The 26107-nt window shown below is 68.9% G+C and carries 23 protein-coding genes; 12 read left to right on the top strand and 11 right to left on the bottom strand.

The annotated features are described in order from the left end of the window. The first annotated feature begins 19 nt into the window (after positions 1-19). Positions 20-604, top strand: coding sequence for a superoxide dismutase (locus tag E6O51_RS05495; RefSeq protein WP_136383960.1), 585 nt, complete (start codon positions 20-22; stop codon positions 602-604). Positions 605-653: 49 nt separating this feature from the next. Here E6O51_RS05495 and E6O51_RS05490 read toward each other — a convergent pair whose 3' ends face one another. From E6O51_RS05490 to ppx, 8 genes are read right to left on the bottom strand one after another with little or no spacing between them, the layout of a single operon-like run. After that, positions 654-1433, bottom strand: coding sequence for a TatD family hydrolase (locus tag E6O51_RS05490; protein ID WP_136383959.1), 780 nt, complete (start codon positions 1431-1433; stop codon positions 654-656). 13 nt (positions 1434-1446) lie between these two features. Continuing rightward, positions 1447-2247, bottom strand: coding sequence for an enoyl-CoA hydratase (locus E6O51_RS05485; RefSeq protein ID WP_136383958.1), 801 nt, complete (start codon positions 2245-2247; stop codon positions 1447-1449). Positions 2248-2272: 25 nt separating this feature from the next. Then, positions 2273-3925, bottom strand: coding sequence for an acyl-CoA synthetase (locus E6O51_RS05480; protein ID WP_136383957.1), 1653 nt, complete (start codon positions 3923-3925; stop codon positions 2273-2275). Between the two features lie 60 nt (positions 3926-3985). Beyond that, positions 3986-4615 (bottom strand): ABC-type transport auxiliary lipoprotein family protein, encoded by a 630-nt coding sequence (locus E6O51_RS05475; RefSeq protein WP_168735192.1) that lies wholly within the window; start codon positions 4613-4615, stop codon positions 3986-3988. Positions 4616-4643: 28 nt separating this feature from the next. After that, on the bottom strand, positions 4644-5594 hold the full coding sequence (locus E6O51_RS05470) for an MlaD family protein (protein WP_136383955.1): 951 nt from the start codon (positions 5592-5594) through the stop codon (positions 4644-4646). Position 5595: 1 nt separating this feature from the next. Next, the gene (locus tag E6O51_RS05465) at positions 5596-6375 is read right to left on the bottom strand and encodes an ABC transporter ATP-binding protein (protein WP_136383954.1); all 780 of its coding nucleotides are present in this window, start codon (positions 6373-6375) and stop codon (positions 5596-5598) included. After that, positions 6372-7532: an MlaE family ABC transporter permease gene (locus E6O51_RS05460; RefSeq protein WP_136383953.1), complete on the bottom strand. Its 1161-nt coding sequence runs from the start codon at positions 7530-7532 to the stop codon at positions 6372-6374. The genes E6O51_RS05465 and E6O51_RS05460 overlap by 4 nt, the downstream gene beginning before the upstream one ends. A 1-nt stretch (position 7533) precedes the next feature. After that, the gene (ppx, locus tag E6O51_RS05455) at positions 7534-9033 is read right to left on the bottom strand and encodes an exopolyphosphatase (RefSeq protein ID WP_136383952.1); all 1500 of its coding nucleotides are present in this window, start codon (positions 9031-9033) and stop codon (positions 7534-7536) included. 151 nt (positions 9034-9184) lie between these two features. Here ppx and ppk1 point away from each other — a divergent pair, with 151 nt between their 5' ends. Next, complete coding sequence (gene ppk1 / locus E6O51_RS05450; RefSeq protein ID WP_136383951.1) at positions 9185-11266, top strand: polyphosphate kinase 1; 2082 nt, start codon at positions 9185-9187, stop codon at positions 11264-11266. 97 nt (positions 11267-11363) lie between these two features. Here the strand turns inward: ppk1 and E6O51_RS05445 are convergent, their stop codons facing one another. Continuing rightward, a complete protein-coding gene (locus E6O51_RS05445) occupies positions 11364-13565 on the bottom strand; it encodes a RelA/SpoT family protein (protein ID WP_136383950.1) in 2202 nt (733 codons plus the stop codon). Positions 13566-13681: 116 nt separating this feature from the next. Here E6O51_RS05445 and E6O51_RS05440 point away from each other — a divergent pair, with 116 nt between their 5' ends. The 4 genes from E6O51_RS05440 (at position 13682) to E6O51_RS05425 (ending at position 16475) form a co-directional block, all read left to right on the top strand. Further along, the gene (locus tag E6O51_RS05440) at positions 13682-14575 is read left to right on the top strand and encodes a DMT family transporter (RefSeq protein ID WP_136383949.1); all 894 of its coding nucleotides are present in this window, start codon (positions 13682-13684) and stop codon (positions 14573-14575) included. After that, complete coding sequence (locus tag E6O51_RS05435; protein WP_136383948.1) at positions 14575-15351, top strand: M90 family metallopeptidase; 777 nt, start codon at positions 14575-14577, stop codon at positions 15349-15351. The genes E6O51_RS05440 and E6O51_RS05435 overlap by 1 nt, the downstream gene beginning before the upstream one ends. A 20-nt stretch (positions 15352-15371) precedes the next feature. Next, on the top strand, positions 15372-15836 hold the full coding sequence (locus tag E6O51_RS05430; RefSeq protein WP_136383947.1) for a flavodoxin family protein: 465 nt from the start codon (positions 15372-15374) through the stop codon (positions 15834-15836). A gap of 198 nt (positions 15837-16034) precedes the next feature. Further along, complete coding sequence (locus tag E6O51_RS05425) at positions 16035-16475, top strand: host attachment protein (RefSeq protein ID WP_136383946.1); 441 nt, start codon at positions 16035-16037, stop codon at positions 16473-16475. 102 nt (positions 16476-16577) lie between these two features. Here the strand turns inward: E6O51_RS05425 and ispF are convergent, their stop codons facing one another. Beyond that, positions 16578-17066, bottom strand: a complete 489-nt coding sequence (gene ispF, locus E6O51_RS05420) for a 2-C-methyl-D-erythritol 2,4-cyclodiphosphate synthase (RefSeq protein WP_136383945.1) — start codon at positions 17064-17066, stop codon at positions 16578-16580. A gap of 14 nt (positions 17067-17080) precedes the next feature. Beyond that, positions 17081-17782 carry a 2-C-methyl-D-erythritol 4-phosphate cytidylyltransferase gene (ispD, locus tag E6O51_RS05415; RefSeq protein WP_136383944.1) on the bottom strand — a complete coding sequence of 234 codons (702 nt, stop codon included), beginning with the start codon at positions 17780-17782 and terminating at the stop codon, positions 17081-17083. A 116-nt stretch (positions 17783-17898) separates the two neighbouring features. On the opposite strand from ispD, the gene E6O51_RS05410 reads away from it, so the two are divergent. The 6 genes from E6O51_RS05410 (at position 17899) to mfd (ending at position 26097) form a co-directional block, all read left to right on the top strand. Further along, the gene (locus tag E6O51_RS05410) at positions 17899-19173 is read left to right on the top strand and encodes an MgtC/SapB family protein (protein ID WP_136383943.1); all 1275 of its coding nucleotides are present in this window, start codon (positions 17899-17901) and stop codon (positions 19171-19173) included. Between the two features lie 52 nt (positions 19174-19225). Continuing rightward, entirely contained in the window at positions 19226-20053 is an 828-nt protein-coding gene (gene amrB, locus E6O51_RS05405; protein WP_136383942.1) for an AmmeMemoRadiSam system protein B, read from the top strand. Continuing rightward, positions 20031-20600, top strand: a complete 570-nt coding sequence (amrA, locus tag E6O51_RS05400; protein WP_136383941.1) for an AmmeMemoRadiSam system protein A — start codon at positions 20031-20033, stop codon at positions 20598-20600. Before amrB ends, amrA begins: the two co-directional genes overlap by 23 nt. Positions 20601-20676: 76 nt before the next feature. Further along, positions 20677-21747: an AmmeMemoRadiSam system radical SAM enzyme gene (gene amrS, locus E6O51_RS05395; protein ID WP_136383940.1), complete on the top strand. Its 1071-nt coding sequence runs from the start codon at positions 20677-20679 to the stop codon at positions 21745-21747. Between the two features lie 89 nt (positions 21748-21836). Beyond that, entirely contained in the window at positions 21837-22523 is a 687-nt protein-coding gene (locus E6O51_RS05390; protein WP_136383939.1) for a dienelactone hydrolase family protein, read from the top strand. Positions 22524-22632: 109 nt separating this feature from the next. Beyond that, positions 22633-26097, top strand: coding sequence for a transcription-repair coupling factor (gene mfd / locus E6O51_RS05385; RefSeq protein ID WP_136383938.1), 3465 nt, complete (start codon positions 22633-22635; stop codon positions 26095-26097). Positions 26098-26107 lie beyond the last annotated feature (10 nt).

Genomic DNA, 26107 nt, shown 5'->3' with positions numbered 1-26107 from the left:
ACCTGAACAGGAGAGACCTATGGAACACGTACTGCCCCCCCTGCCCTACGCCAAGGACGCCCTGGCCCCGCACATTTCCGCGGAGACCCTGGAGTTCCACTACGGCAAGCACCACCAGGCCTACGTCACCAACCTGAACAATCTGATCAAGGGCACCGAGTACGAGAACCTCGACCTCGAAGCCATCATCAAGAAGGCGCCGGCCGGCGGCATCTACAACAACTCCGCCCAGGTGTGGAACCACACCTTCTTCTGGAACAGCCTGAAGCCCAACGGCGGCGGCGAGCCCAGCGGCGCACTGGCCGATGCGATCAAGGCCAAGTGGGGTTCCTTCGACGACTTCAGGAAGGCCTTCCAGGCCTCCGCCGTGGGCAACTTCGGCTCCGGCTGGACCTGGCTGGTGAAGAAGGCCGACGGCGGCGTGGACATCGTCAACATGGGCGCGGCCGGCACCCCGCTGACCACCGGCGACAAGGCCCTGCTCTGTATCGACGTGTGGGAACACGCCTACTACATCGACTACCGCAACCGCCGTCCGGACTTCGTTGCCACCGTGCTCGACAAGCTGGCCAACTGGGATTTCGCGGCGAAGAACTTCGCCTGAAGCGGGAATCCGGCATCGAAGAAAAAGGCGCCTGCGGGCGCCTTTTTCTTTATCTGTTCGCCGGGCCGATGAGCCCCGGCAACGCGGCGCGCGCGTTGTCCGCGGCGGCGCGCCGCACCTCGTCCACGCCGATGCCGCGCAGGTCCGCCAGGATCTGCGCATAGCGTGCCAGGTTGGCCGGCTCGTTGCGCCGGCCGGCCGCCCAGGCGGGCGGCATGTCGGGGGCGTCGGTCTCCAGCACGATGGCTTCCAGCGGCAGCGTGGCCGCCAGTTCGCGGATGCGGCGCGAGCCTTCGTAGCTCATGGCGCCACCGAAACCGAGCTTGAATCCCAGCGCGATGAAGGCCTCGGCCTGCTGCCGGCTGCCGTTGAAGGCATGGGCGATGCCGCCCGGCACGCGGATGCGGCGCAGTTCCCGCAGGATGGCGTCCTGGGCGCGGCGGATGTGCAGGATCACCGGCAACTCGAAGCGACGCGCGAGCTTGAGCTGTTCGGTGAAGTAGAAGGTCTGGCGCGCCACGTCCGCATCCGGCACGTAGTTGTCCAGGCCGATCTCCCCCACCGCCACCGCGTCGCCCGCGGCCAAGCGGGCGGCAAGCGTTTCCAGGTCGGCCGGTGCGGCCTGGTCCACGTAGAGTGGATGGATGCCGTAGGCGGGGCGGACGTCCCCGTGGGCGGCGGCGAGCGCCGCCACGCGGTCGAAGCTCTTCGCATCGACCGCGGGCAGCACGAAGATGCCCACGCCGGCCGTGCGGGCGGCCGCCAGCACCGCATCCTGGTCGGCGTCGAACTCGGCGGCGTCCAGGTGGCAATGGGTGTCGATCAGCACGCCGCTCGCGGCGTCACTTGCCGCGCCACTCCGGCTTGCGCTTGGCGATGAAGGCATCGATGCCCTCGGCGGCGTCCTCGGTCATCATGTTGCAGGCCATGGTCTCGGCAGCGAGCTGGTAGGCGGCGTCCAGGCCCATTTCGAGCTGCTTGTAGAACATCTGCTTGCCCATGCGGACCGCCACGGGGGACTTGGCGACGATGGACGCGGCGAGCCTGCTCACCTCCTCGTCGAGCTGTTCCAGCGGCACCACGCGATTGACCAGCCCGCGCTGCTGCGCCTCGTGGGCGTCGATGAAGTCGCCCGTGACCAGCATCTCGAAGGCCTGCTTGCGCCCCAGGTTGCGCGACAGCCCGACGCTGGGCGTGGCGCAGAAGAGGCCCACGTTGATGCCGGATACGGCGAAGCGGGCCACGTCCGCCGCCACCGCCAGGTCGCACATGGACACGAGCTGGCAGCCGGCGGCGGTGGCGATGCCGTGGATGCGGGCGATGACCGGCTGGGGCAGTTCGGTGATCTTCATCATGAACTTCCCGCACAGGCGGAAAAGCTCCTGCTGGAAGGCCAGGGTGTGGTTGCCGCGCATCTCCTTGAGGTCGTGCCCGGCGCAGAAAGCCTTGCCCTCGCCGGCCAGCACCACCACGCGCACGCTGTGGTCGGCGGCGATCTCGTCGAGCGCGGCGATCAGGTTCTCCAGCATCGCCCTGGACAGGGAGTTGAACTGGGCGGGGCGGTTCAGCGTGAGCCAGGCGACGCCGTCCTGGTCGCGGCGCAGCAGCATGGGTTGGTCGGCGGACGTGGGTAGAGCGCTCATGGGTTCTCCTATGGGTTGGCAGCCGTCACTCGATGGCGGACGTGGAACGCGCCTGCTCGCGCAGCACGAACTTCTGGATCTTGCCGGTCGAGGTCTTGGGCAGTTCGGTGAACACGATCTTCTTGGGGACCTTGAAGCCGGCCAGGTGCTCGCGGCAGTGGGCGACGATCTCTTCGGCGGTGACGCTGGCGCCGTCCCTCAGTTCGACGAAGGCGCAGGGCACCTCGCCCCACTTCTCGTCGGGCGCGGCCACGACAGCGGCGGCCATCACCGCGGGGTGCTTGTAGAGGGCGTCCTCGACCTCGATGGAGGAGATGTTCTCGCCGCCGGAGATAATGATGTCCTTGGAGCGGTCCTTGATCTTGACGTAGCCGTCGGGCTGCATCACGGCCAGGTCGCCGGTGTGGTACCAGCCGCCGGCAAAGGCCTCGGCGCTGGCCTTCTCGTTCTTCAGATAGCCCTTCATGACCAGGTTGCCGCGGAACATGATCTCGCCCATGGTCTCGCCGTCCCGGGGCACGGGCTGCAGGGTCTGCGGATCGAGCACGGTGATCGCTTCCTGGGCGTGGTAGCGCACGCCCTGGCGGCCGTTCCTGGCGACCTGCTCGGCCAGCGGCAGCGCGGCCCATTCGTCGTGCTTGGCGCACACGGAAGCCGGGCCGTAGGTCTCGGTGAGGCCATAGACGTGGGTGATGTCGAAGCCGATCTTCGCCATGCCCTCGATGACCGCGGCCGGGGGAGGCGCGGCGGCGACCAGGCCGGACACCTTGTGGGCGATGCCCTTGCGCCATTCGGCGGGCGCGTTGGCGAGCAGGGAATGGACGATGGGCGCGCCGCAGTAGTGGGTCACGCCGTGCTCGCGGATGGCGTCGAAGATGAGGCGCGGGTCCACGCGGCGCAGGCAGACGTTGACGCCCGCGTTGGCCGCCATGGTCCACGCGAAGCACCAGCCGTTGCAGTGGAACATGGGCAGTGTCCACAGATACACCGAATGCGGCGGCATGCCCCAGGAGACGATGTTGCTCATGGCGTTGAGGTAGGCGCCGCGGTGGTGGTAGACCACGCCCTTGGGGTTGCCGGTGGTGCCGGAGGTGTAGTTGAGGGAGATGGCATCCCACTCGTCGGCCGGGTACTCGAAGACGAAGTCCGGGCTGCCGGTCTCCAGCAGGGCTTCGTAGTCCAGGCGCCCGAGGCGCTCGCCCGGGCCGGTGTATTCCGGGTCGTCCACGTCGATGACGATCAGGTCGGGACGGTTCGCCAGCTCCAGCGCCTGGCCCACGGCGCGGGCGTACTCGCGGTCGGTGATCAGCACCTTGGCCTCGCCGTGGTTGAGCGTGAAAGCGATGGTTTCGGCGTCCAGGCGGGTGTTGATGGTGTTGAGCACGGCACCGCTGGCGGGCACGCCGAAGTGGCATTCGAACATTTCCGGGGTGTTGTTCAGCACCACGGCCACCGTGTCGTTGCGCTCGACGCCGAGCTGCTTGAGGGCGGATGCGAGACGGCGGGCGCGGGTGTAGGCCTCCAGCCAGGTGTAGCGCCGCTTGCCGTGAATCACGGCGGTACGCTCCGGGTAGATGTAGGCGCTGCGCTCCAGGAAGGTGAGCGGCGTCAGCGGTACGTAGTTGGCGGCGTTGCGGTCCAGGCCCTGTTCGTAGGGCGAACTCGTGCGCTCCGTCATGGTGTCTCCGAGGTAGTTGTCGTTAAACGGGCGTGATGAAAAGAACGGCTCCGGCCGGCCTCACTTCGAGGCCCGGCACCCCGCCCCGCCATTCAAACCCTGTGCAGCGGACGGGTCAAGGGCGGCAAGCCAGTTGCCCAGTTCGGCAGCCAGCTCGCGCACGGCCCCCTGCGCCGCGGCGACCCCGCCGTGCGCATCGGCACTGCGCGTGGCGACGCCGACCGCGAGGTCCCGTCCCGCCACCGGGGTTTCGCCACGGCTGGGCAGCAGCGTGGCGCGTACGGCGATCCGCAGCTCGCTCGCATCGGCCGCGGAGAACACCTGGGCGAATTCGTCCAGCTCCACGCGCAGCCTGCAGCCGCTGTCGCCCGCCCCCGGTACGCGCAATGCCCGGTCGAGGGCGACCATGAGCATCTCGGCCGGCGTCGCCGCCCAGCGGCTCTCGCCGTAGGCCAGGCGGCGCTGCGGGTCGGCGTAGGCGAGGCGGTACTGCATGGCGCTGGTGGTCAGCCAGGACGGTGCGCGCACGTCCACGGAGGCCGGGCGATGGGCGTTGTCCAGAGCGAGCGGCGCGCTGGAACCCAGGTCGAACAGCGCCATGTCCGGCGGCGGCTCGCCCAGGCCGGTGCATCCGGCCAGTCCGGCGGCGAGCAGTGCGGTGGCGGCAAGGGTGGAGAATCGGCGGGTCATCGGCATCCTCTTCGATTGCGGCCTGCGTTCAACGGGCGGCCGGCGCGGCCTCGAAGCCCTTTTCGCCGGGCCCCGGCTCGCGCTCCCCGCGGCCGATCAGGAGCATCTGCGGCGAGGCCTCCACCTCGTCGATGAGCCGCCCCATGCGGCGCGAGGTACTGGTCAGTTCGGCGAGCAGTTCGTTGAGCTGCGGCAGGGTGTCGTCCAGCACGCCGTCGCTGGCCGCGGCGGCGGCCTGGTCGAGGCGTTCGGCCATGCCGGAGATGCGGGCCATCAACTGGCGCATTTCCACCACCGCGGGGCCGGCCTCGCCGGTGGTGCGTTCCAGGTTCTCCAGCGTGGCGGCGAGGCGGCGCATGTTCTCGGGGTTCAGCATGTCGCGCACGGCGGCGAGCGCCTGGGGCGCCACCTTGAAGGTGCGATCCACGCCGCCGGCCGCCGATTCCAGGCGTTCCAGCGTGAGGGTGAAGCGCTGCACGTTCTTCTCGTCGAAGAAGGCGGACGTGCGGTCGGCCACCTCGCGCATGCGCTGCATGGTGTACATGGCGGCGTCCGTGAGTTCGTCCATCAGCCCGGGCTGGAGCGCGATGCGCGGCAGCCTGCCGTCTTCGGCCTGCAGCGGTGCCGGGTCCTCGCCGGCGTCGTCGAGTTCCACGTAGGCGAGCCCGGTCACCCCCTGGTAGCCCAGGCTCGCGCGCGTGCCGCGCGTCACCGGCAGTTCCTCGCGGATGCTGATGGTCACCAGGATGTGGCGCGGGTCGGTGGGATCGACGCGGATGTCGTTCACCTTGCCGGCGGCGATGCCGCGGTATCGCACCTGGGCCTGCACGTTGAGCCCGGTGACCTTGCCGTTGGAGACGAGGAGATAGTCGCGCATGGGCTCGCGCTCGTCGGAGAACCACCACAGCGTGGCGCCCAGCGCAGCGCCGAGGATCAGCGCGAAGATGCCCGCCGCGAGCGCGTGAGCGCGGTTTTCCATGTCAATCTCCTGCGTTGGAGCGGGCCAGCGCCCAGCGCCCGTGTTCACCGTGGAAAAAGCGCTGGATGAAAGGATGGTCGACCTTCAGCGTGTCTTCCAGCGGGGCATAACTTAATATCCTGCGCTCGCCGAGTACCGCGACCCGGGTGGCGAGCGCGGCGAGCGTATCCACGTCGTGGGTGACGAGCACCACGGTCAGGCCCAGCCGGCGCTGCAGGCTGCGGATCAGCGCCACGAAAGCGGCGCTGCGGTCCGGGTCCAGGCCGGCGGTGGGCTCGTCGAGCAGCAGCAGTTCCGGCTCCAGCGCCAGGGCGCGGGCGAGCGCCACACGCTTGATCATGCCCCCCGACAGTTCCGCCGGCATCAGCAGGGCGTGGGCCGGTTCCAGTTCCACCATGGCGAGCTTGAGCGCGACCAGGTCGCGGATCTCCGCCTCGCTCGCCACCCCCGATTCCCGCAGCGGAAAGCCGATGTTTTCCGCCACGTTGAAGGCGGAGAACAGGGCTCCCTGCTGGAACAGCATGCCGAAGCGGCGCTGCAGCGCGCGCACGGCCCCGGCCGAAGCGGACAGCAGCGATTCGCCGAACAGGCGCACCTCGCCGGCGGCCGGGCGGGTCAGGCCGATGATGTGGCGCAGCAGCGTGGTCTTGCCGCTGCCCGAACCGCCGACCAGGGCCACCACCTCGCCGGGCGCGATCGCCATGTCTATGCCGTCATGCACTAGGTTGTCGCCGAAGCGGGTGACGACCCCGGTGAGTTCGATCACCGGCGCCGCGCTCATATGGGCACCCCGATGTTGCGCGTGGCGATGGCGAACACCGCATCCACCAGGATCACCAGCGTGATCGCGGAAACCACCGAGGCGGTGGTGTTGGTGGACAGGCTTTCCGTGTTGGGCGCGACGCGCAGGCCGAAGTGGCAGGCCACCAGTGCGATCAACAGGCCGAACACCGCGCCCTTGACCAGCCCGATGTAGACGTTGGCGAGCGGCACCACGCGCGGCAGCGTCTCGATGAAGAAGGCGAAGGACAGGTCGAGCTGCACCCAGGCCGACAGCATGCCGCCGGCCAGCGCCACGGCGGAGGTCCACAGCACCAGCAGCGGCATGGCGAGCGTGAGCGCGACCACCTTGGGCAGCACCAGGCGGATGGTGCGGGAGATGCCCATTGCGGCGAGCGCGTCCACCTCCTCGGTGACCCGCATCACGCCGAGCTGGGCGGTCATGGCCGAACCGGAGCGCCCGGCCACCAGCACCGAGACCAGCACCGGCCCGAGCTCGCGGATGATCCCCAGGCCGAGGATGTTGACGATGAAGATGTCCGCGCCGAAGGCCTTCAACTGCAGCGCGGAAAGGTAGGACAGCACCACGCCGATCAGGAAGCCCACCAGGGCGGTGACCGGCATGGCCTTGACGCCGACCTTGTGCAGGTTGGCCGAAATCTCCAGCAGCGGCCATTCCCGCGGGCGGCTTGCGAGGCGCAGCAGGTCGAGGAGCAACTGACCGAGCAGGCGGACGAAATCGCCCGCGTGCGAGAACAGATTCAGCAGGGCTGCGCCGAGCAGCACGACCGCATCGATGACCGTGAAGCGTGGCGGCATCGGCAGCGGATGGGCGGCAGCGGCGGCCACCTCCTCGATGAACTGGCGCCGTTCGTCGGACAGCTCGATGTGCTCGGGCCAGCGCCGGCCCCAGGCCTGCCACAGCAGCGTGGCACCGAAGCTGTCCAGCCGCCCTGCCCCGCCCAGTTGCCAGCGCGCCGTGGACGGCACCGTGGCCAGGCGGCGGCGCAGTGCGGCGATGCCGGGGGTCAGCGCACGCAGGGTCCAGTCGCCGCGCAGGCTCGCCACGCCGTCAGGGGCTTCGAAGTGCAACTCGCCGGCCTGGAAGCCGGGGTCCGCGCCGGGCTCGTGATCGTGGTCGGGCGCGGCGGAGGCCATGTCAGGCGGCGACAGGTCCCAACCCGGTGCGCACCGCCAGCCCACGCCCCACGGACAACCACTGGCGCTGCTCCTCCTCCAGCGCCGCGGCGGTCAGCGGAAGTTGCTTGAGCCAGCCCTGGGCCGCGGTGACCACGAAGCTGCGCCCCTCGCGCCCCACCGTGAGCGGCGGGATGCCGCGCCCGTCGCGGGCCCGGTGCACCACCACCGCGAGGCGCAGGCAGGCGATCAGCAGCCAGTCGGGGCTGGCCGGATCGAGCGCGGCCACGCGTTCCAGCTTGCCGCGATGGGCCAGCACCACGCGCGCCAGCCGCCCCTGGTCCATGCGCGAGAAGCCGGGCATGTCGGCGTTGGCGAGGATGTAGGCGCTGTGCTTGTGGTAGCTGGAATGGGCCACCGAGATGCCGATCTCGTGCAGCATCGCCGCCCAGCGCAGGAAGCGCCGGTCCGGGTGGCCTTCGGCGGCGCGCGCCGGTTCGAGCTGGGCGAGCAGGTGGCAGGCGGTGTCGGCCACTTCCTGGGCGTGGTGCCGATCCACGCCGTAGCGCGCCATGAAGGCTTCCACGGTGGCGTCGCGCAGGTCGTGATGGTGGTAGCGGCCGAACAGATCGTAGAGCACGCCCAGACGCAGGGCGCCTTCCGAGAACACCATCTGTTCCAGGCCGAATTCCTTGAATACCGCGCTCATGATGGAAAAGCCACCCAGCAGCACCGGCAGGCGGTCCGCGCGCAGGCCGGCCAGATCCAGCCTGTCCAGGCTGCCCGCGCGCAGCAGCGCCGCGCGCAGGCGCTCCAGGCCGTCGAGGGTGATGCCGCCGTCGGCAAAACCGTTCTGTTCCAGGATTTCCACCAGCGCCTTGGCGGAGCCGCTGGACCCCACCGCCTCCTCCCAGCCCGCCTCCCGGTAGGGATGGGCGATGGCCTGCAGCTCGCGGCGGGCGGCCAGTTCGGCCTCCTTCAGGCTGCGCTTGTCGATGCGGCCGTCGGGGAAGAAGTTCAGGCTGTAGCCCACACAGCCCATGTAGAGGGATTCCAGCAGCACCGGCTCGAAGCTCCTGCCGATGATGAATTCGGTGGAGCCGCCGCCGATGTCCACCACCAGTTGGCGCTTGTGCGGGTCCGGCAGTGTGTGCGCCACGCCCACGTAGATCAGCCGCGCTTCCTCGCGCCCGGCGATGACCTCGATGGGAAAGCCCAGCGCCTCTTCGGCGTGCAGCAGGAACTCGGGAGCGTTCTTGGCCACGCGCAGGGTGTTGGTGGCCACCGCGCGCACCGAATCGGCGGAGAAGCCGCTCAGGCGTTCGTTGAAGCGGCGCAGCGCGTTGAGCCCGCGCAACTGCGCGCCGGTGTCGAGCAGCTTGTCGCGCCCGAGGCCCGCGGCCAGGCGCACCGACTCCTTGAGGCCGTCCAGCGGGTAGATCTGGTCGTTCACGATGCGTCCGACCTGCAGGCGGAAGCTGTTGGAGCCGAGGTCGATCGCGGCGATCAGTTCTTGCATCATTGGGAGGTCTTGCCCGCGGCAATCGGAATCCGGCGCATTTTACCTTACGCGGCAGCCGCGCCGTTTCGGCGTTTTGCTCTTCCTGTGCAGTAATCCTTTTGCAACGTATTCGTCACATAATGGCGCATCCACCCCCAAAGCCAGACGACATATGTACGCCCCGCCGAACAAGAAACGCTACCCGACGGAACACTTCATCAACCGCGAGCTGTCCCTGCTCCAGTTCCAGCGCCGCGTGCTCGCCCAGGCCGCCGACCGGGAGGTGCCACTGCTGGAACGCCTGCGCTTCCTGTGCATCGTGTCGAGCAACCTGGACGAGTTCTTCGAGATCCGCGTCTCCGGCATCAAGGAGCAGATCCGCCTGCGCAGCCACGCCTCCGGCAACGACGGCCTGGCGCCCACCGAACTGCTCGACCGGGTGAGCAAGGAGGTGCATGAGATCATCTCCGGGCAGTACGAACTGCTCAACGACGACATCCTGCCCACGCTGGCGGCCGAAGGCATCGTCTTCCTGCGCCGCCGCCTGTGGTCGGACGTGCAGCGCGAATGGGTGCGCGACTACTTCCATCGCGAAGTGATGCCGGTGCTCACGCCCATCGGGCTGGACCCCGCCCACCCCTTCCCGCGCGTGCTCAACAAAAGCCTGAACTTCGCCATCGAGCTGAAAGGGCGCGACGCCTTCGGGCGCGACTCCGGCGCGGCCATCGTGCAGGCGCCGCGTGCGCTGCCGCGGGTGATCCGCCTGCCGCGGGAAATCTGCGAGCACGAATACACCTTCGTCTTCCTCTCCTCCATCCTGCACGCCCACGTGGACGAGCTGTTTTCCGGCATGGAGGTGCTGGGCTGCTACCAGTTCCGCGTCACGCGCAACTCGGACCTGTTCGTGGACGAGGAGGAAGTCAAGGATCTGCGCGCCTCCCTCAAGGGCGAACTGCAGCAGCGCCACTACGGCGACGCGGTGCGCCTGGAGGTGGCCGACAACTGCTCGGAAGCGATGGCCGACTTCCTGCTGCAGCAGTTCCGCCTGGGGCGCGACGACCTCTACCGCACGCCGGGCATCGTAAACCTGGTGCGCCTGATGCAGGTGCCCGAGTGGGTGGACCGCCCGGACCTGAAGTACGGCCCCTTCCTGCCCGGCGTGCCCAAGGCGCTCGACAAGCGGCGCGACATCTTCGCCGCCATCCGCAGCAGCGACATCCTGCTGCACCACCCCTTCCAGAGCTTCGACCCGGTGATCGACCTGCTGCGTTCGGCGGCCGACGACCCGCAGGTGGTGGCGATCAAGATGACCGTGTACCGCACCGGCACCGACTCCGTGCTGATGGAGCACCTGGCCCGCGCCGCGCAGAAGGGCAAGGAAGTCACCGTGGTGCTGGAACTGATGGCGCGCTTCGACGAAGAGGCCAACATCACCCTCGCCAACCGCCTGGAAGAAGTCGGCGCCCACGTGGTGTACGGGGTGTTCGGCTACAAGACCCACGCCAAGCTGCTGATGATCGTGCGGCGGGAAGAACAGGGCCTGCGCCGCTACGTGCATATGGGCACCGGCAACTACCATCCGCGCACCACCCGCTTCTACACCGACTTCGGCCTGCTCACCTGCAGCGAAGAGATCGGCGAGGACGTGGCCGAGGTGTTCAAGCAGCTCACCGGCCTGGGCAAAGCCAGCGCCCTCAGGCATCTGTGGCAGGCGCCCTTCGCGCTGCAGGCCAACGTGGTGGCGGCGATCAGGGCCGAGGCCGAGATCGCCCGCGCCGGCCGTCGGGGCCGCATCATCGCCAAGATGAACGCGCTGCTGGAGCCGGAAACCATCGAGACCCTGTACGAGGCCTCGCAGGCGGGCGTGGAGATCGACCTCATCGTGCGCGGCCCCTGCGCGCTGCGCCCGCACGTGCCCGGGCTTTCCGACAATATCCGCGTGCGCTCGGTGATCGGCCGCTTCCTGGAGCATCACCGCATCTTCTACTTCCACGCCGACGGCAAGGACAGCATGTACCTGTCCAGCGCGGACTGGATGGAGCGCAACTTCTTCCGCCGCATCGAGATCGCCTTCCCCGTGCTGGACCCGCGCCTGAAGCGCCGGGTGATGAAGGAAGGCCTGCGCCCCTACCTGCTGGACAACTGCCAGGCCTGGGAGATGCAGCCCGACGGCAGCTACCGGCGCAAGCATCCGCGCGGCGTACGGCGTACGGCGCAGATGATCCTGATGGGCGAACTGGCCGGGCGGACTTGAATGTTTGCTCCCTCCCCTTCAAGGGGAAGGGACTTGCTAATTCGACCCGTAATAAATTCCGCGCTGCCGCTGCACGAAACGTCACGCTCGCTGCATGTCACTTCCGCTGCGCGTCGATGACGCCAGGCACTTCGCGGATCAGCGTGATCGCGCGCTGCAACTGGGTGACGCCGCCCACCTCCATGGTGAAGCGCATGAAAGCGGTGCCCTTCTTGCTCAGCGTGTTCACCGCGATCACGTTGAGCTTCTCCCGCGACAGCACTTCGGAGATGTCGCGCAACAGGCCCTGGCGGTCGCTCGCCTGCACCGCGATGTCCACCGGGAACACCGCTTGGCGGTTGTTGTAGGCCTGCTCGCCCCATTCGGCGGAAATCACCCGTTCCGGATGGCGTTTGGCGAGTTGCTGGAAATCGTGGCAATCCACGCGGTGGATGGAGATACCGCGCCCGCGGGTGACGAAACCTTCGATGGCGTCCGGCGGCGCCGGCCGGCAGCAGCGGGAGAGCGAGGTGAGCAGCTTGCCCACGCCGACGATGAGCACCTTGTCGCTGGTATCCCCGGAACGGCTGCGGCTGACGACGATCTCCGGTTCGGCGGGCGCCTCGCTGACCGTACCGGCCTCCCGCAACGCCACCTGCACCGAACGTGGGCCGACCTCGCCGCGTCCGGCGGCAAGGTAGAGCGCATCGGCGTTCTTGAAGCCGAGCTTGCCGGCCAGTTCCTCGATGTTGGCCTGGCCGTGGCCGTCGCGCTGCATCTCGCGGGTCACGAAACTGCGCCCGCGGACGAGCAGTTCCTCCTCTTCCTGCTGGCTGAAGTACTGCTTGATCTTGTGGCGTGCCCGGCCGGTAGCCACGTAACCCTGGCGCGCGTCCAGCCAGTCGCGGGAAGGGCCGCCTTCCTTGGCGGCGCTGATCTCGACCGTCTGGCCGTTCTCCAGCGGCGTATTCAGCGGCACCAGGTGGCCATCCACCTTGGCGCCGCGGCAGCGGTGGCCGAGATCGGTGTGCAGGCGGTAGGCGAAATCCACCGGCGTGGCGCCGTGCGGCAGGTCCACCACCCGGCCCTGGGGGGTCAGCACGTAAAGCGTGTCGTCCAACGAAGCGCGCTTGAAGCGCTCCACCCAGTCGGCGGAATCGGCCACCTCGTCGCGCCACGACAGCAGGCTGCGCAGCAGCGCGATCTTCTCGTCGTAGTCGCCGCCGTGGCCGCTGCCTTCCTTGTAGCGCCAGTGCGCGGCCACGCCCAGTTCGGCGTGGCGGTGCATCTCGTGGGTGCGGATCTGCACCTCCAGCGCGCGTCCGTCGCCGGCCAGCACCGCGGTGTGCAGGGACTGGTAGTTGTTGCCCTTGGGCTTGGTGATGTAGTCGTCGTATTCCTTGCTGATCGGCTGCCACATCTGGTGCACGATGCCCAGCACCGTGTAGCAGTCGCGCACCTCGTCCACCAGCACGCGCAGCGCGCGGATGTCGTAGACCTGGGAGAAATCCAGGTTCTTCTTCCGCATCTTGTTGTAAATGCTGTAGATGTGCTTGGGCCGGCCGTGCACCTCGGCCTTGATGCCCACCGCGGCGATCTCGGAAGAGAGCTTTTCGATGGATTCCCGGATGAAGTTCTCGCGCTCGACGCGGCGCTCGTCGAGCATTTTGGCGATGCGCTTGTAGGTGTCGGGTTCGAGGAAGCGGAAGGAGAGGTCCTCCAGCTCCCACTTGAGCTGCCACACCCCCAGCCGGTTGGCAAGCGGGGCGTAGATGTCCAGGCTCTCCCGCGCCACGTCCAGGCGCGCGTCCACCGGGTGTTCGGTGAAGAAGCGCAGCGTCTGCGTGCGCGACGCCAGGCGCAGCAGCACCACGCGGATGTCCTCCACCATGGCGAGCAGCATCTTGCGCAGCACCTCGGCCTGGGTGCGGATCTCGGGCGCCGTGGCGGTGGCCGTCATGCGGGTGATGAGGCGCAGGCCGTTGAGCTTGCGCAGGCCGTCCACCAGGCGCGCCACCGGGCGGCCGAAGCGGGCGGCGATCTTCTCCTCGCCCTCCTCCAGGTAGTCGCAGGCGGAGAACAGCAGCGCGGCGATGCGCGTTTCGGCGTCGAGCTTCAAGGAAGCGCAGATCAACCCCATGCCGAGCGCATGAGGCCAGATCACTTCACCGGTGCCGAGAACGTGGTCCTCGTACAGTTCGGTGGCGAGTTCCACCGCCGCCTCGACGAGGGCGCGCTCGTTGGCGCACAGGCCGGCTGCGAGCAGATCCAGCGGCAGCGGCGCGTCTTCCTTGGGGATGGAATGCGTCACGGAAACCATGGCGCGGATTATCCCATATCGCCCCCGGCGCGGGCGCGGGCGCGTTTTCCCCAACTCCCAAACGCGGCGCGCTGTGCCATCATCGCCGCTCGCAAAAGAACGACAAGACGAGCGCCATGAAGCGTCTTTCCGCCAACCCCTACCTGCTGCTCACCCTCACCGCCCTGTTCTGGTCCGGCAACATGGTCGTCGGCCGCGGCCTGCGCGAAGCCGTGCCGCCGATCTCGCTGGCCTTCTGGCGCTGGGCGATCGCGCTCGTGCTCGTACTGCCCTTCGCCCTGCCGAAGCTGCGCGAGCAGTGGCCGACGCTGCGCCGCCACTGGCGGCCCATGGTGGTGCTGGGTCTGCTGGGCGTGGGCGGCTTCAACACCCTGGCCTACATCGCGCTGCAATACACTACGGCCACCAACGCCACGCTGCTCAATTCCTGTATCCCCATCGCCACCATCGCGCTGGCCTTCGTGCTGCTCGGCAAGCGCCTCACCGTACTGGAGGCGGTCGGCGTGCTGGTGTCCCTGGCCGGGGTCATGGCCATCGTGGGGCGCGGCGACGTCCACACCCTGCTCGCCTTCAGCCTGAACACCGGCGACCTGTGGATGCTGGGCGCGGTGCTGGTGTGGGGCCTGTACACCGTGGGCCTGCAGTGGCGCCCCCAGGGCTTGGACCCGATGGTGATGCTGTTCGCCTTCACCGTGGTCGGGCTGGCGGCCCTGGTGCCGGTCTATGGCTGGGAGATGGCTTCCGGGCGCAGCACCGAACTGAACGCGGCCTCCCTCCTCGGCATCCTTTACGTCGCCATCTTCCCGGGCTTTCTCGGCTACGTGTTCTACAACGCCGGGGTGGCGGCGGTCGGGCCCAGCCGCGGATCGCTCTTCATCCATCTGATGCCGGTGTTCGGCACCATCCTGGCGGCGGTCTTCCTCGGCGAACGGCCGCAGTGGTACCACTTCGTCGGCATCGCGCTGGTGTTCGCCGGTATCTTCCTGACCACACGGCGGAGGCCGGCCTGATGCTGGGCTGGCTGCGCCGCCTGTTCGGGCGCGGGCCGCAGCGTCCCGACGTGCCCGAAGCCCAGTGGCGGCACGTGGAGCGCTACCTGCCCTTCCTGGATTTCCTGCCGGCGGCCGAGCGCCGCCGCCTGCGCGGGATGGCGCTCGACTTCCTGCGCGACAAGCAGTTTCACGGCGCCCACGGGCTGCAGGTGACCGACGAGATGATGCTGGCGATCGCGCTGCAGGCCTGCCTGCCGGTGCTCAACATCGGCCTCGCCGCCTATCGCGGCTGGGTGGGCATCATCGTCTATCCGGGGGATTTCGTGATACCGCGCAGCATCCAGGACGAGGACGGCGTGGTGCACGAGTACGACGACGAGGTGCTGGGCGAGGCCTGGGAAGGCGGGCCGGTGCTGGTGTCCTGGTTCGACGGGGACGACGCGCCGGAAGGCGTGAACGTGGTCATCCACGAGTTCGCCCACAAGCTGGACATGGAGAACGGCGGTGTGGACGGCTTTCCGCCGTTGCCGGCGACCATGTCGCGCAAGGCCTGGGCACGGGCCTTCAACGAAGCCTACGAACGCTTCTGCGCCCAGGTGGACAAGGGCGAGGACACGGTGCTCGACCCCTACGGCGCCGAAGAGCCGGGCGAATTCTTCGCCGTGGCGGCGGAGACCTTCTTCCTCGACCCGCACGGCCTGCGTGCTGAGTTCCCCGCCGTCTACGATCAGCTCGCCGCCTACTTCCGCCTCGACCCGGCGAACGCCGGACGCGCCGCCGCGTCGAACCGCTAAGGTTCCGCGGAGGACCGCCGATGCTGGAGCGCAAGCGCCTGCTGATCGTCTACCACACCCAGTCGGGCAACACCGGCCGGCTGGCGGAGGCGGTGTTGCGCGGCGCGCTGACGGTGGACGAGACCGAGACCGTCATCAAGCGCGCCTTCGATGCGGGCAGCGACGATCTGCTCGCCTGCGATGGGCTGCTGCTGGGCACGCCGGAGAACTTCGGCTACATGTCCGGCGCGCTCAAGGACTTCTTCGACCGTACCTACTATCCCTGCGAGGGCAGGCTCACCGCCCTGCCCTACGGGCTCTTCGTCAGCGCCGGCAACGACGGCAGCGGCGCGGTGCGCGAGGTCGGGCGGATCGCCAACGGCTATGGCTGGAAGCCGGCGGCCGCGCCGCTGGTGATACGCAATGAGATCACCGCCGACGACCTCACGCGCTGCGAGGAACTGGGCGCCGCGATGGCCACGGGTATTGCCTTGGGCATATTCTGAAGAATGTTGCGGCCAATGCAATCATGCAGGGGCGCGGGTTCCGCAGTGGGTTGCGGGCATAACTGAAACGCCGTTTCGCCCACCGAAACATCCCGCGCTTGTCAGCCATGAAACCCCCTGACTAAGCTTGAAGTGCCTCTACAGGTAAACCCGCCATTTCAGGCGAACCCGGTTCAGCCAACACGCGGAGGGTGTCTCATGACCATCACCTGGATTCTGGTTGCCAACGCCAGCCTGTGCAAATTGTACGAAAACCTGGGCCCCAACAAGGGCATGAAGCTGGTCAAGGAACTGATCCATCCCGAAAGCAGGCAGAAAAACGCCGAACTCGTCACCGACCGCCCCGGCGCCATGACCGTCACCGGCTCCGGCGGCGGCGCCAAGCAGCCGCAGACCCTCCCGAAACAGCACGAAGCCAAGGTATTCGCCCAGGAAATCGCCCAGGAGCTGTACCTGGGCCGCTCCAAGAACGCCTTCCGGCGGGCCATCCTGGTCGCGCCGCCGGCCTTCATGGGCATGCTGAACTCGGTCATGGACGGACCCACGGCGCAACTGGTCTCCGACCGTTTCGAAAAGGACTATACGAAGACACCCGAACCGCTGCTGGCCGAACGGCTGGCGGGATGCATCTATCTCTGAGCCGTCTCTCTTCCGGAGACGATGGGGCTGCTGCAACGGCAGCCCCGAAGAGCCGCGGGGCGCTTGGGCGCCCCGCTTTTCGTCGGGAGAACGGTACCGCCTTCAGGCGCTGCGGGCGAGCAACGCCACCACCTGCGCGGCGATGCCCTCGCCCCGCCCGGTGAAGCCGAGCTTCTCCGTGGTCTTGCCCTTGATGTTCACCGCCTCCGCCGCGCAGCCCAGGTCGGCGGCGATGTGGGCGGCCATCGCCGGCGCGTGCGGCAGGATCTTCGGCGCGCGGCAGATCACCGTGGCGTCGATGTTCACCACCTGCCAGCCTTCACCGCGCACGCGCGCCCAGGCCTCGCGCAGCAGCACGCGGCTGTCGGCGCCGGCATGGGCCGGATCGGTGTCCGGAAAGAGCCGCCCGATGTCGCCCAGGCCGGCCGCGCCCAGCAGCGCGTCGGTGAGCGCATGCAGCAGCACGTCGGCGTCGGAATGGCCGAGCAGGCCGCGCTCGAAGGGGATGGTGACGCCGCCGACGATCAGCGGGCGGCCGGGCACCAGGGCGTGGACGTCGAAGCCCTGGCCGATGCGGAAGGGGAAACTCATGACGGGCACTCCGCTCACTTGTCGCGGTTCTGCAGGATCCACTCCGCCAGGTGCAGGTCCAGCGGATAGGTCACCTTGAGGTTGGTGGTGTCGCCCTCGATGAGCCGCGGACGCAGGCCGGCGGCCTCGACGGCGCTGGCCTCGTCGGTGACGTCGTGGGCCGATTCCAGCGCGCGGCGCAGCATCACGTAGCGGAACATCTGCGGCGTCTGCGCCTGCCACAGGCTGTCCCGCGGCACGGTGCGCTGGACGTGGCGCTGGGCATCGGCCTGCTTCAGCGTGTCGGCCACGGGCACGGCCAGCAGGCCGCCGACCTCGTCGTGGGCCAATTCGCGGATCAGCTTGTCGATGTGCCAGGACGCCAGGCAGGGGCGCGCGGCATCATGCACCAGCACCCAGTCGGATTGCGCCGCCTCGCCCGAGATCGCGCGCAAACCGGCGAGCACGCTGTCCGCCCGCGTCGCGCCGCCGCAGAACAGCGGCACCAGCTTCGGCCCCAGCGCCGACCAGTCGTGGCGCGCCCATTCGGCATCGCCCACCGAGAGCACGACGAACACCTTGTCGATCTCCGGCGTCGCACACAGCACGGCGAGGGCATGATGGATGAGGGGCCGGCCCAGCAGGGGCAGATACTGCTTGGGCTTGTCGGCACCCATGCGGCTGCCGCTGCCGGCGGCGGGCACGATGGCGAAATGGCGGGGGTGAAAGGTCTGCATGGCGCGCGAATTCTAGCCCGGATTCAACCCGGCGCAGCAGCCTGCGGCATCGACTGCCCACGCACCATGCATTAAAGTTGTGCGCCGTAACGAATACATGTGGCGCCCGGCCTCCCATGCCCTTTTCCATCCCCTTCGATACCGACCAGGGCCAGGCCTTCCTGATCGCCATCGGCATCGGCCTGCTGATCGGCCTGGAACGCGAGCGCGTCGCCTCCGCCCGCGCCGGCCTGCGCACCTTCGGCCTGGTGGGCATGCTGGGCGCGCTGACCGGACTGCTCGGCCAGCAGCTTTCGAGCATCCTGCCGCTGGCGGTGGGCATGGCGGTGATCGGGGCGATGATCATCGCCGCCTACCTGCGCCACCCGGACCCCAGCGATCCGGGCACCACCTCGGTGGCGGCGCTGCTGGTGTGCTACTGCCTGGGGGCCGCGGTGTGGTACGGCCATGCGCAGCTCGCGGTCATGCTCGCCGTCGGCACCACCGTGCTGCTGTACTTCAAGGCCCAGTTGCGCGGCATCGCCACCCGGCTGCAGCCGCGCGACTGGATTTCCATCCTGCAGTTCGGCGTGCTGTCGCTGGTCATCCTGCCCATCCTGCCGGACCGGGAATTCGGCCCCTACGCGGCGCTCAATCCGTACCAGATCTGGTGGATGGTGGTGCTGATCTCGGGCGTCAGCCTCGCCGGCTACGCCGCGCTGCAACTGGCGGGCGCACGCTACGGCGCCGCCTTCGTCGGCATCTTCGGCGGGCTCGCGTCGAGCACGGCGACGACCATGGTGTATGCGCGCTACGCGCGGGAAACACCGGCCATGGCGACGATGGCCGCGCTGGTGATCGTGCTCGCCAACCTGGTCATGGTCGTGCGCGTGGGCATCGTCGCGCTAGTGGTTGCGCCGGGGGTGATCTCCCAGTTGCTGACCGTCGTCGTGCCGGCGCTGCTGCTCGGCCTGTTCGCGCTGCTGTGGAACTGGCGCCGGCTCACCGAACGGGGAGAGGCGGTGCTGCCCGAGACCACCAACCCCACCGAACTGCGCACCGCGCTGGGCTTCGGCGCCCTCTACGCGGTGGTGCTGCTGATCGCCGCATGGCTCTCGGACATCGCCGGCAATCGCGGCCTGTACGCGCTGGCGCTGGTCTCCGGCCTCACCGACATCGACGCCATCGCGCTCTCCAGCCTGCGCCTGTTTGCACTCGACAAGCTCGCGCTGGGGCCCACGGTCATCGCCATCGGCCTGGGGATGCTGGCCAACCTGGGCTTCAAGACCGGTCTCGCGATGGTGATCGGCGGCCGCGAACTGGGCCTCAAGGTGCTGGGCGGTATGGGCGCGGTGGGCATCGGCGTGCTCGGCGGCATCGCCTGGAGCGCGCTGGGGGCGCAGGGCCTATAATTTTTCGTGTAGTGGCGGCGTTCAGTCTGCCACCTCGACGCGGATTCCTCCCATGGCCATCGCATCCGTCAGACCTCCCGCGGTCGCCGGCCAGTTCTACCCCGGCGACCCCCTCGTGCTCAGCGCGCAACTGAGCGAACTGCTGACCACCGCCGTGCCCCTGGAGAACGTGCCGCCCCCCAAGGCGGTGATCGTGCCCCACGCCGGCTACATCTACTCCGGCCCCATTGCCGCCACTGCCTACGCAGTGCTCGCCCCCCTGCGCGACGTGGTGCGCAAGGTGGTCATGCTGGGTCCGACCCACCGCGTGGCGGTGGACGGCTTCTCCCTACCCGCCACCCAGGCCTTCGCCACCCCCTTGGGCGAGGTGCCGCTGGCGCGGGCCGACTGGCTGGCGCTGCAGGCCCGCGCCGACGTCAGCGTGGATGACCGCCCGCACGCCTTCGAACACTGCCTGGAAGTGCAACTGCCCTTCCTGCAGACCGTGCTGGGGCGTTTCGAACTCGTCCCGGTGCTGGTGGGCAGGGCGAACGCCGAGGCGGTCGCGGACCTGATCGAGAGTGTCTGGGGCGGCCCGGAGACGCTGATCCTGATCAGTTCCGACCTGTCCCACTACCTGAGCTACGAGCAGGCGCGCCATTGCGACCGGGCCACCATCGAACAGGTGATCCGCCTGCAGGTCGGCCTGAACCACGAGCAGGCGTGCGGCGCCACGCCCATCAACGGCCTGCTGCGCGTGGCCCAGCGCCACGGCCTGGAGCCCCACCTGCTGGATCTGCGCAACTCCGGCGACACCGCCGGCGACCGCGGCCGGGTCGTGGGCTATGCCAGCGTCGCCTTCTGCGAGTCCCCCGCCCATGCCGCAGCCCCCCGACACTGACGACGCCCTGGGTGCCGTGCTGCTGGCGCGCGCCCGGACGGCCATCGCGCGCGAGCTGGGCGCGGCTGCCCCGGCGCTGCCCGACGATCCGGCGCTGGAGCAACGGGGTGCAACCTTCGTAACGCTGAAAAAGCACGGCGAGCTGCGCGGCTGCATCGGCAGCCTGCGCGCCCAGCGTCCGCTGGGGGAAGACGTGGCGGCCAACGCAGTGGCTGCCGCGACCCGCGACCCGCGCTTCCCGCCGCTCATGGCGAAGGAACTCGCCGAGGTGGACATCGAAGTCTCCCTGCTCTCCGAGCCCGAGTTCCTCGACTTCGCCGACGAGGACGACCTGCTCGCGCAACTGCGTCCCTTCGAGGACGGCCTGATCCTCTTCGCCGGCTGCCGCAGCGCCACCTTCCTGCCCCAGGTGTGGGAACAACTGCCGGAGCCGCGCCGCTTCCTCGCCGCGCTCAAGCAGAAGGGCGGACTGCCGCCCGACTATCCCGTCTCCCAGCTCATGGCCGCGCGCTACCACGTGCGCAAGTGGCACGAAAAGAACCGTTAGCGGACGGCAGGCGCACGCGGGAAGGGCTAAGCTGAATCAAGGATGTCGCCAGCACATCCGTCTTCGGAGTCCCGCCGTGAACCACCCCGTCCGCTACTGGCATCCGCTCGACGACGGCCGCATCCAGTGCGACCTCTGTCCGCGCTACTGCAAGCTGCACGCCGACCAGCGCGGCGCGTGTTTCGTGCGCCAGCGCGAAGGCGATGCCATCGTGCTCACCACCTACGGGCGCAGTTCGGGCTTCTGCATCGACCCGGTGGAGAAGAAGCCCCTCAACCACTTCTACCCCGGCACCTCGGTGTTCTCTTTCGGCACCGCTGGCTGCAACCTGGCGTGCAAGTTCTGCCAGAACTGGGACATCTCCAAGTCCCGCGACATGGACCGCCTGATGGACGCCGCCTCGCCCGAGGAAATCGCCCGCACCGCGGCGCACTGGGGCTGCCGCAGCGTCGCCTACACCTACAACGACCCGGTGATCTTCGCCGAGTACGCCATCGACACCGCTGAAGCCTGCCACGCGCTCGGGATCAAGAACATCGCCGTGACCGCCGGCTACATCACCGAACTGGCGCGCGGCGACTTCTTCGCCCCCATGGACGCCGCCAACGTGGACCTGAAGGGCTTCACCGACGACTTCTACGTCCAGTTGTGCGGCGCCCATCTGCAGCCCGTGCTCGACACCCTGACCTGGCTGGCCCATGAAACCGAGGTATGGGTGGAGATCACCACCCTGCTGATTCCCGGCAAGAACGACTCCGACGCCGAGCTGAAGGCCATGACCGCCTGGATCGCCCGCGAACTCGGCACCACGGTGCCGCTGCACTTCACAGCCTTCCACCCCGACTTCAAGCTCACCGACCTCCCCGCCACCCCGCCCGCGACGCTGACCCGCGCGCGCAACATCGCCCTCGAAGCCGGCCTGCGCCACGTCTACACCGGCAACGTGCACGACCGGGAAGGCGGCACGACGCGCTGCACCGGCTGCGGCGAGGCGCTCATCGTGCGCGACTGGTACGAAATCCTCGACTACCGGCTCACGCCGGACGGCTGCTGTACGGAATGCGGCACCCGGCTCGCCGGCCGTTTCGGCGAGTACGCCGCCCCCTTCGGTTCGCGCCGCATCCCGGTGGCCATCCACCGCCACTGAGCATGTCAGCGTGAAATGCGCGCCTTGCCGACCGCTGGGAGGCGTGCAATGCTGGAACGCGTTTCCCATCGCCACGGCGGCATCCCATCGTGAAGCTGCGCCACTCGCTCATCGGCATCCCCTCTGCCCAGGTCTGGCTGGAAGCCCTGCTCTGCCATGCGCCCGACGTGCGCGCGCTGGCGGTCATCCTGCAGCCCTTCTCCACCCCGCCCGATGCCGAGCGCGAGGACGAGGTCACGCGCCAGTTGCAGGCGGCGGGCTTCGCCACGCTCACCGTGGATCTGCTGACCGCCTACGAGGAAGCGCGCGACCCGGACGCCCGCTACAACGTGCCCCAACTGGCGCTGCGCATCGAAGGCGTGCGCGACTGGATCGCCCACCAGCCCATGCTGCGCATGCTCGAAGTCGGCCTGCTGGCCTCGGGCACTGCCAGCGGCGCCACGATCCGCGCCGCTGGCCGCGCCCCCGAACAATACGCGGCGCTGGCCTGCCGCGGCGGGCGGCCGGACCTCGCCGGCGCCAAGCCGCTCCGCGTACTGGCGACGCCAGTGCGCTTCGTGGTCGGCGGGCGCGATCCGGGGCTGGCCATGCTGCGCCAGTCCTACGAACACCTCACCGGCGAACGCGACTGGCAGGCGGTGAGCGACTGCGACGACGGCTTCGCCGTCCCCGGCGCGCTCGCCGCCTACGCCCGCCTGGCCACCGAGTGGCTGCTGCGCCACCCGCATGCGCCGCAGCCGGTGCCGGACGCCGTGCCCGACGCCGCCGGGCAGTAGCCGCAAGCCGGTCGGCGGGTTCGCCCGGGAACGGCCGCGCCACTCTCTTCCTTCCCCTATAATTCGCCCCCTCCACGCTCCATCCGGCGCGGCCCTGCCGTGCACCGCCATGTCCACCGAATCTTCGTCCCAGCCCGCCGCCCGTCCCGCCCTTCCGCTGCCCGAACTGCCCCAGGCAGGTGCCGGCCAGCGCCTGGATCTGCCATCACTGGCCGGTTCGGCGGATGCGCTGGCGGTCGCGCAACTGGGCGCGCGCGGACGCATGCTGCTGGTGGTCACTGCCGATCCGCTGGACGCCCAGCGCCTGCAGGAGGAAATCGCCTGGCTCGCGCCGCAGCTACGCCTGCACCTGCTGCCGGACTGGGAAACCCTGCCCTACGACAGCTTCTCGCCCCACCAGGACCTGATCTCCGAGCGCCTGTCCACCCTCTACGCCATCGGCCGCGGCGAGGCCGACGTGGTGCTGGTGCCGGCCTCCACCGCGCTGTACCGCATGGCGCCGCCCGCCTTCCTGGCGGCCTACACCTTCTTCCTCAAGCAGGGCGAACGGCTGGACGTGGAGCAGTTACGCGCCCAGATGGCGCTGGCGGGCTACGCCCACGTCACCCAGGTGGTGAGCCCGGGGGAATTCTCCGTGCGCGGCGGGCTGATCGACCTCTATCCCATGGGCTCGCCACTGCCCTACCGCATCGACCTCTTCGACGACGAGGTCGAAAGCATCAAGACCTTCGACCCGGACACCCAGCGTACCGTCTACCCGGTGCAGGAAATCCGCCTGCTGCCGGCGCGGGAGTTCCCCCTCGACGACGCCGGGCGCAGCCGCTTCCGCAGCCGCTTCCGCGAGACCTTCGAGGGCGACCCGACCCGCAGCCCGGTGTACAAGGACGTCTCCAACGGCATTGCGCCCGCCGGCATCGAGTACTACCTGCCGCTCTTCTTCGACGACACGGCCACCCTCTTCGACTACCTGCCGGCCGAGGCGCCGGTGCTGCTGCACCGGGACGTGCCGGGGGCGATCGCCGAATTCTGGCGCGACACCCGCTCGCGCCACGACCTGCTGAAGGGTGACCGCAGCCGCCCGGTGCTGGCGCCGGAGGAACTGTTCCTCACCGAGGAGGCCTTCTTCGTCGCCCTCAAGGACCGGGCGCGCTACCAGCTCCCGGCCCAGAGCGAGGCGGGCCCCGCCGTCCCGCTGCCGCCCGTGGCCGTGGAAGGCAAGGCCACCGACCCGCTGCACCGGCTCAAGGCGTTCTGCGCCGGGTTTGGCAACACGGGCGGCCGCGTGCTGGTGCTGGCCGATTCGCCGGGCCGGCGCGAGACCATGGCCGAGTACTTCGGCGAGTACGGCCTCGCCTTCGCCCCCAGTGCGGACTTCGCCGGCTTCGTGGCCGCAGGCGCGCCGCTGGCGCTGGGCGTTGGCCCGCTGGCGGCGGGCTTCATCCTGCCCCAGGCGCGCCTGGCGGTGGTCACCGAAGCCGAACTCTACGCCGCCACCGCCCGCACCCGCGGGCGCCGCGACCAGCGTCGCGCTACCACCATGGAGGGCTGGCTGCGGGATCTCTCCGAGCTGAAGCCGGGCGACCCGGTGGTGCACGTCTCCCACGGCGTCGGCCGCTACATCGGCCTCGTGCACATGAACCTGGGCGAGGGCGACACCGAGTTCCTGCACCTGGAATACAGCGGCGGCGACAAGCTCTACGTGCCGGTGTCGCAACTGCACGTGATCACCCGCTACGCCGGCGCCGACCCGGAGGCCGTGGACCTGCACCGCCTGGGTTCCGGCCAGTGGGAGAAAGCGAAGAAGAAGGCCGCCATGCAGGTGCGCGACACCGCGGCGGAACTCCTCGCCCTCTACGCCCAACGCGCCGCGCGCCCCGGCCACCGCTTCGACTTCAAACAGCACGACCTGGACGCCTTCGCAGAAGGCTTCGGCTTCGAGACCACGCCCGACCAGCAGGCCGCCATCGACGCGGTGGTCGCCGACATGAAGACCGGCCGGCCCATGGACCGCCTGGTGTGCGGCGACGTGGGCTTCGGCAAGACCGAGGTCGCCCTGCGCGCGGCCTTCGTGGCGGTGGCCGACGGCAAGCAGGTGGCGGTGCTGTGCCCCACCACGCTGCTCGCCGAGCAGCACTGGCAGACCTTCTCCGACCGCTTCGCCGATTGGCCGATCAAAGTCGCCGAACTCTCCCGATTCAAGAGTGCCAAGGAACAGAATGAGGCCCTCGCCCAACTCGCCGAAGGCAAGGTGGACATCATCATCGGCACCCACCGCCTGCTGCAGAAGGACGTGCAGTTCAAGCGCCTGGGGCTGGTCATCATCGACGAGGAGCACCGCTTCGGCGTGCGCCAGAAGGAGGCGCTGAAGGCCCTGCGCAGCGAGGTGGACATCCTGACCCTGACCGCCACCCCCATCCCCCGCACCCTGGGCCTGGCGCTGGAAGGCATGCGTGAGTTCTCCGTGATCGCCACCGCCCCTTCCCGCCGGCTGGCCATCAAGACCTTCGTGCAGCGCTGGAGCAAGGGCATCGTGCGCGAGGCGGTGCTGCGCGAATTCAAGCGCGGCGGGCAGGTGTACTTCCTGCACAACGAGGTGGACACCATCGAGAACATGCGCAACGCCCTGGCCGAGATGCTGCCCGAGGCGCGCATCGTCGTCGGCCACGGCCAGATGCCGGAGCGCGAACTGGAGCGCGTGATGCGCGACTTCACCCAGAAGCGCGCCAACCTGCTGCTGTGCACGACCATCATCGAGACCGGCATCGACATCCCCACCGCCAACACCATCGTCATCAACCGGGCCGACCGCTTCGGCCTCGCCCAGCTCCACCAACTGCGCGGCCGCGTCGGGCGTAGCCACCACCAGGCCTACGCCTACCTGCTCACCGATGCGGAAGCCAAGCCCACCTCCCAAGCGCAGAAGCGCCTGGAGGCCATCACGATGATGGAAGAGCTGGGTTCCGGCTTCTATCTGGCCATGCACGACCTGGAAATCCGCGGCGCCGGCGAGGTGCTGGGCGAGCACCAGTCTGGCGAGATCCAGCAGGTGGGCTTCAGCCTGTACACGGAAATGCTCAAGCGCGCGGTGCACGATCTGCAGGCCGGCAGGGAACCGGACCTCTCCCAGCCCCTGGAGGTGGTCTCCGAGATCAACCTGCACACCCCGGCCCTGCTGCCCTCCGACTACTGCCCGGACGTGCAGGAGCGCCTCACGCTCTACAAACGCCTCGCCAACTGCGAGACCGACGAGGACCTGCGCGCCCTTCAGGAAGAACTCATCGACCGCTTCGGCGAACTGCCGCCCCAGACCCAGGCCCTGCTGGAAACCCACCGCCTGCGCCTGCTGGTGCGGCCCTACGGCGTGGCCAAACTGGACGCCTCGGAGGCGCAGATCAGCGTGCAGTTCGGCCACGCGCCGGCCATCGACCCGGGCAAGGTCATCCTGCTCATCCAGCGCGACCGCAACACCCGCATGGCCGGCCCGGACCGACTGATCCGCAAGGTGGCCGTGCCGCAACTGCGCCAGCGCGCGCAGGCGGTGAGGGAACTGCTGGAGTCGGTACGCGCGGCCTGACGCGCAACTT

It is taken from the genome of Pseudothauera rhizosphaerae (assembly GCF_004801305.1).
In the GTDB taxonomy this organism is placed as follows: Bacteria; Pseudomonadota; Gammaproteobacteria; order Burkholderiales; family Rhodocyclaceae; genus Pseudothauera; species Pseudothauera rhizosphaerae.
Note: the sequence above shows the minus strand (reverse complement) of the source record. Positions and strands in the feature narration are given on the sequence as shown.

Bases quoted from the DNA above. Each gene is read 5' to 3' on its own strand.
- E6O51_RS05495 (WP_136383960.1), top strand. From the start codon at position 20: ATGGAACACGTACTGCCCCCCCTGCCCTACGCCAAGGACGCCCTGGCC.
- E6O51_RS05485 (WP_136383958.1), bottom strand. From the start codon at position 2,247: ATGAGCGCTCTACCCACGTCCGCCGACCAACCCATGCTGCTGCGCCGC.
- E6O51_RS05480 (WP_136383957.1), bottom strand. From the start codon at position 3,925: ATGACGGAGCGCACGAGTTCGCCCTACGAACAGGGCCTGGACCGCAAC.
- E6O51_RS05475 (WP_168735192.1), bottom strand. From the start codon at position 4,615: ATGACCCGCCGATTCTCCACCCTTGCCGCCACCGCACTGCTCGCCGCC.
- E6O51_RS05470 (WP_136383955.1), bottom strand. From the start codon at position 5,594: ATGGAAAACCGCGCTCACGCGCTCGCGGCGGGCATCTTCGCGCTGATC.
- E6O51_RS05465 (WP_136383954.1), bottom strand. From the start codon at position 6,375: ATGAGCGCGGCGCCGGTGATCGAACTCACCGGGGTCGTCACCCGCTTC.
- E6O51_RS05460 (WP_136383953.1), bottom strand. From the start codon at position 7,532: ATGGCCTCCGCCGCGCCCGACCACGATCACGAGCCCGGCGCGGACCCC.
- ppx (WP_136383952.1), bottom strand. From the start codon at position 9,033: ATGATGCAAGAACTGATCGCCGCGATCGACCTCGGCTCCAACAGCTTC.
- ppk1 (WP_136383951.1), top strand. From the start codon at position 9,185: ATGTACGCCCCGCCGAACAAGAAACGCTACCCGACGGAACACTTCATC.
- E6O51_RS05445 (WP_136383950.1), bottom strand. From the start codon at position 13,565: ATGGTTTCCGTGACGCATTCCATCCCCAAGGAAGACGCGCCGCTGCCG.
- E6O51_RS05440 (WP_136383949.1), top strand. From the start codon at position 13,682: ATGAAGCGTCTTTCCGCCAACCCCTACCTGCTGCTCACCCTCACCGCC.
- E6O51_RS05435 (WP_136383948.1), top strand. From the start codon at position 14,575: ATGCTGGGCTGGCTGCGCCGCCTGTTCGGGCGCGGGCCGCAGCGTCCC.
- E6O51_RS05430 (WP_136383947.1), top strand. From the start codon at position 15,372: ATGCTGGAGCGCAAGCGCCTGCTGATCGTCTACCACACCCAGTCGGGC.
- E6O51_RS05425 (WP_136383946.1), top strand. From the start codon at position 16,035: ATGACCATCACCTGGATTCTGGTTGCCAACGCCAGCCTGTGCAAATTG.
- ispF (WP_136383945.1), bottom strand. From the start codon at position 17,066: ATGAGTTTCCCCTTCCGCATCGGCCAGGGCTTCGACGTCCACGCCCTG.
- ispD (WP_136383944.1), bottom strand. From the start codon at position 17,782: ATGCAGACCTTTCACCCCCGCCATTTCGCCATCGTGCCCGCCGCCGGC.
- E6O51_RS05410 (WP_136383943.1), top strand. From the start codon at position 17,899: ATGCCCTTTTCCATCCCCTTCGATACCGACCAGGGCCAGGCCTTCCTG.
- amrB (WP_136383942.1), top strand. From the start codon at position 19,226: ATGGCCATCGCATCCGTCAGACCTCCCGCGGTCGCCGGCCAGTTCTAC.
- amrA (WP_136383941.1), top strand. From the start codon at position 20,031: ATGCCGCAGCCCCCCGACACTGACGACGCCCTGGGTGCCGTGCTGCTG.
- mfd (WP_136383938.1), top strand. From the start codon at position 22,633: ATGTCCACCGAATCTTCGTCCCAGCCCGCCGCCCGTCCCGCCCTTCCG.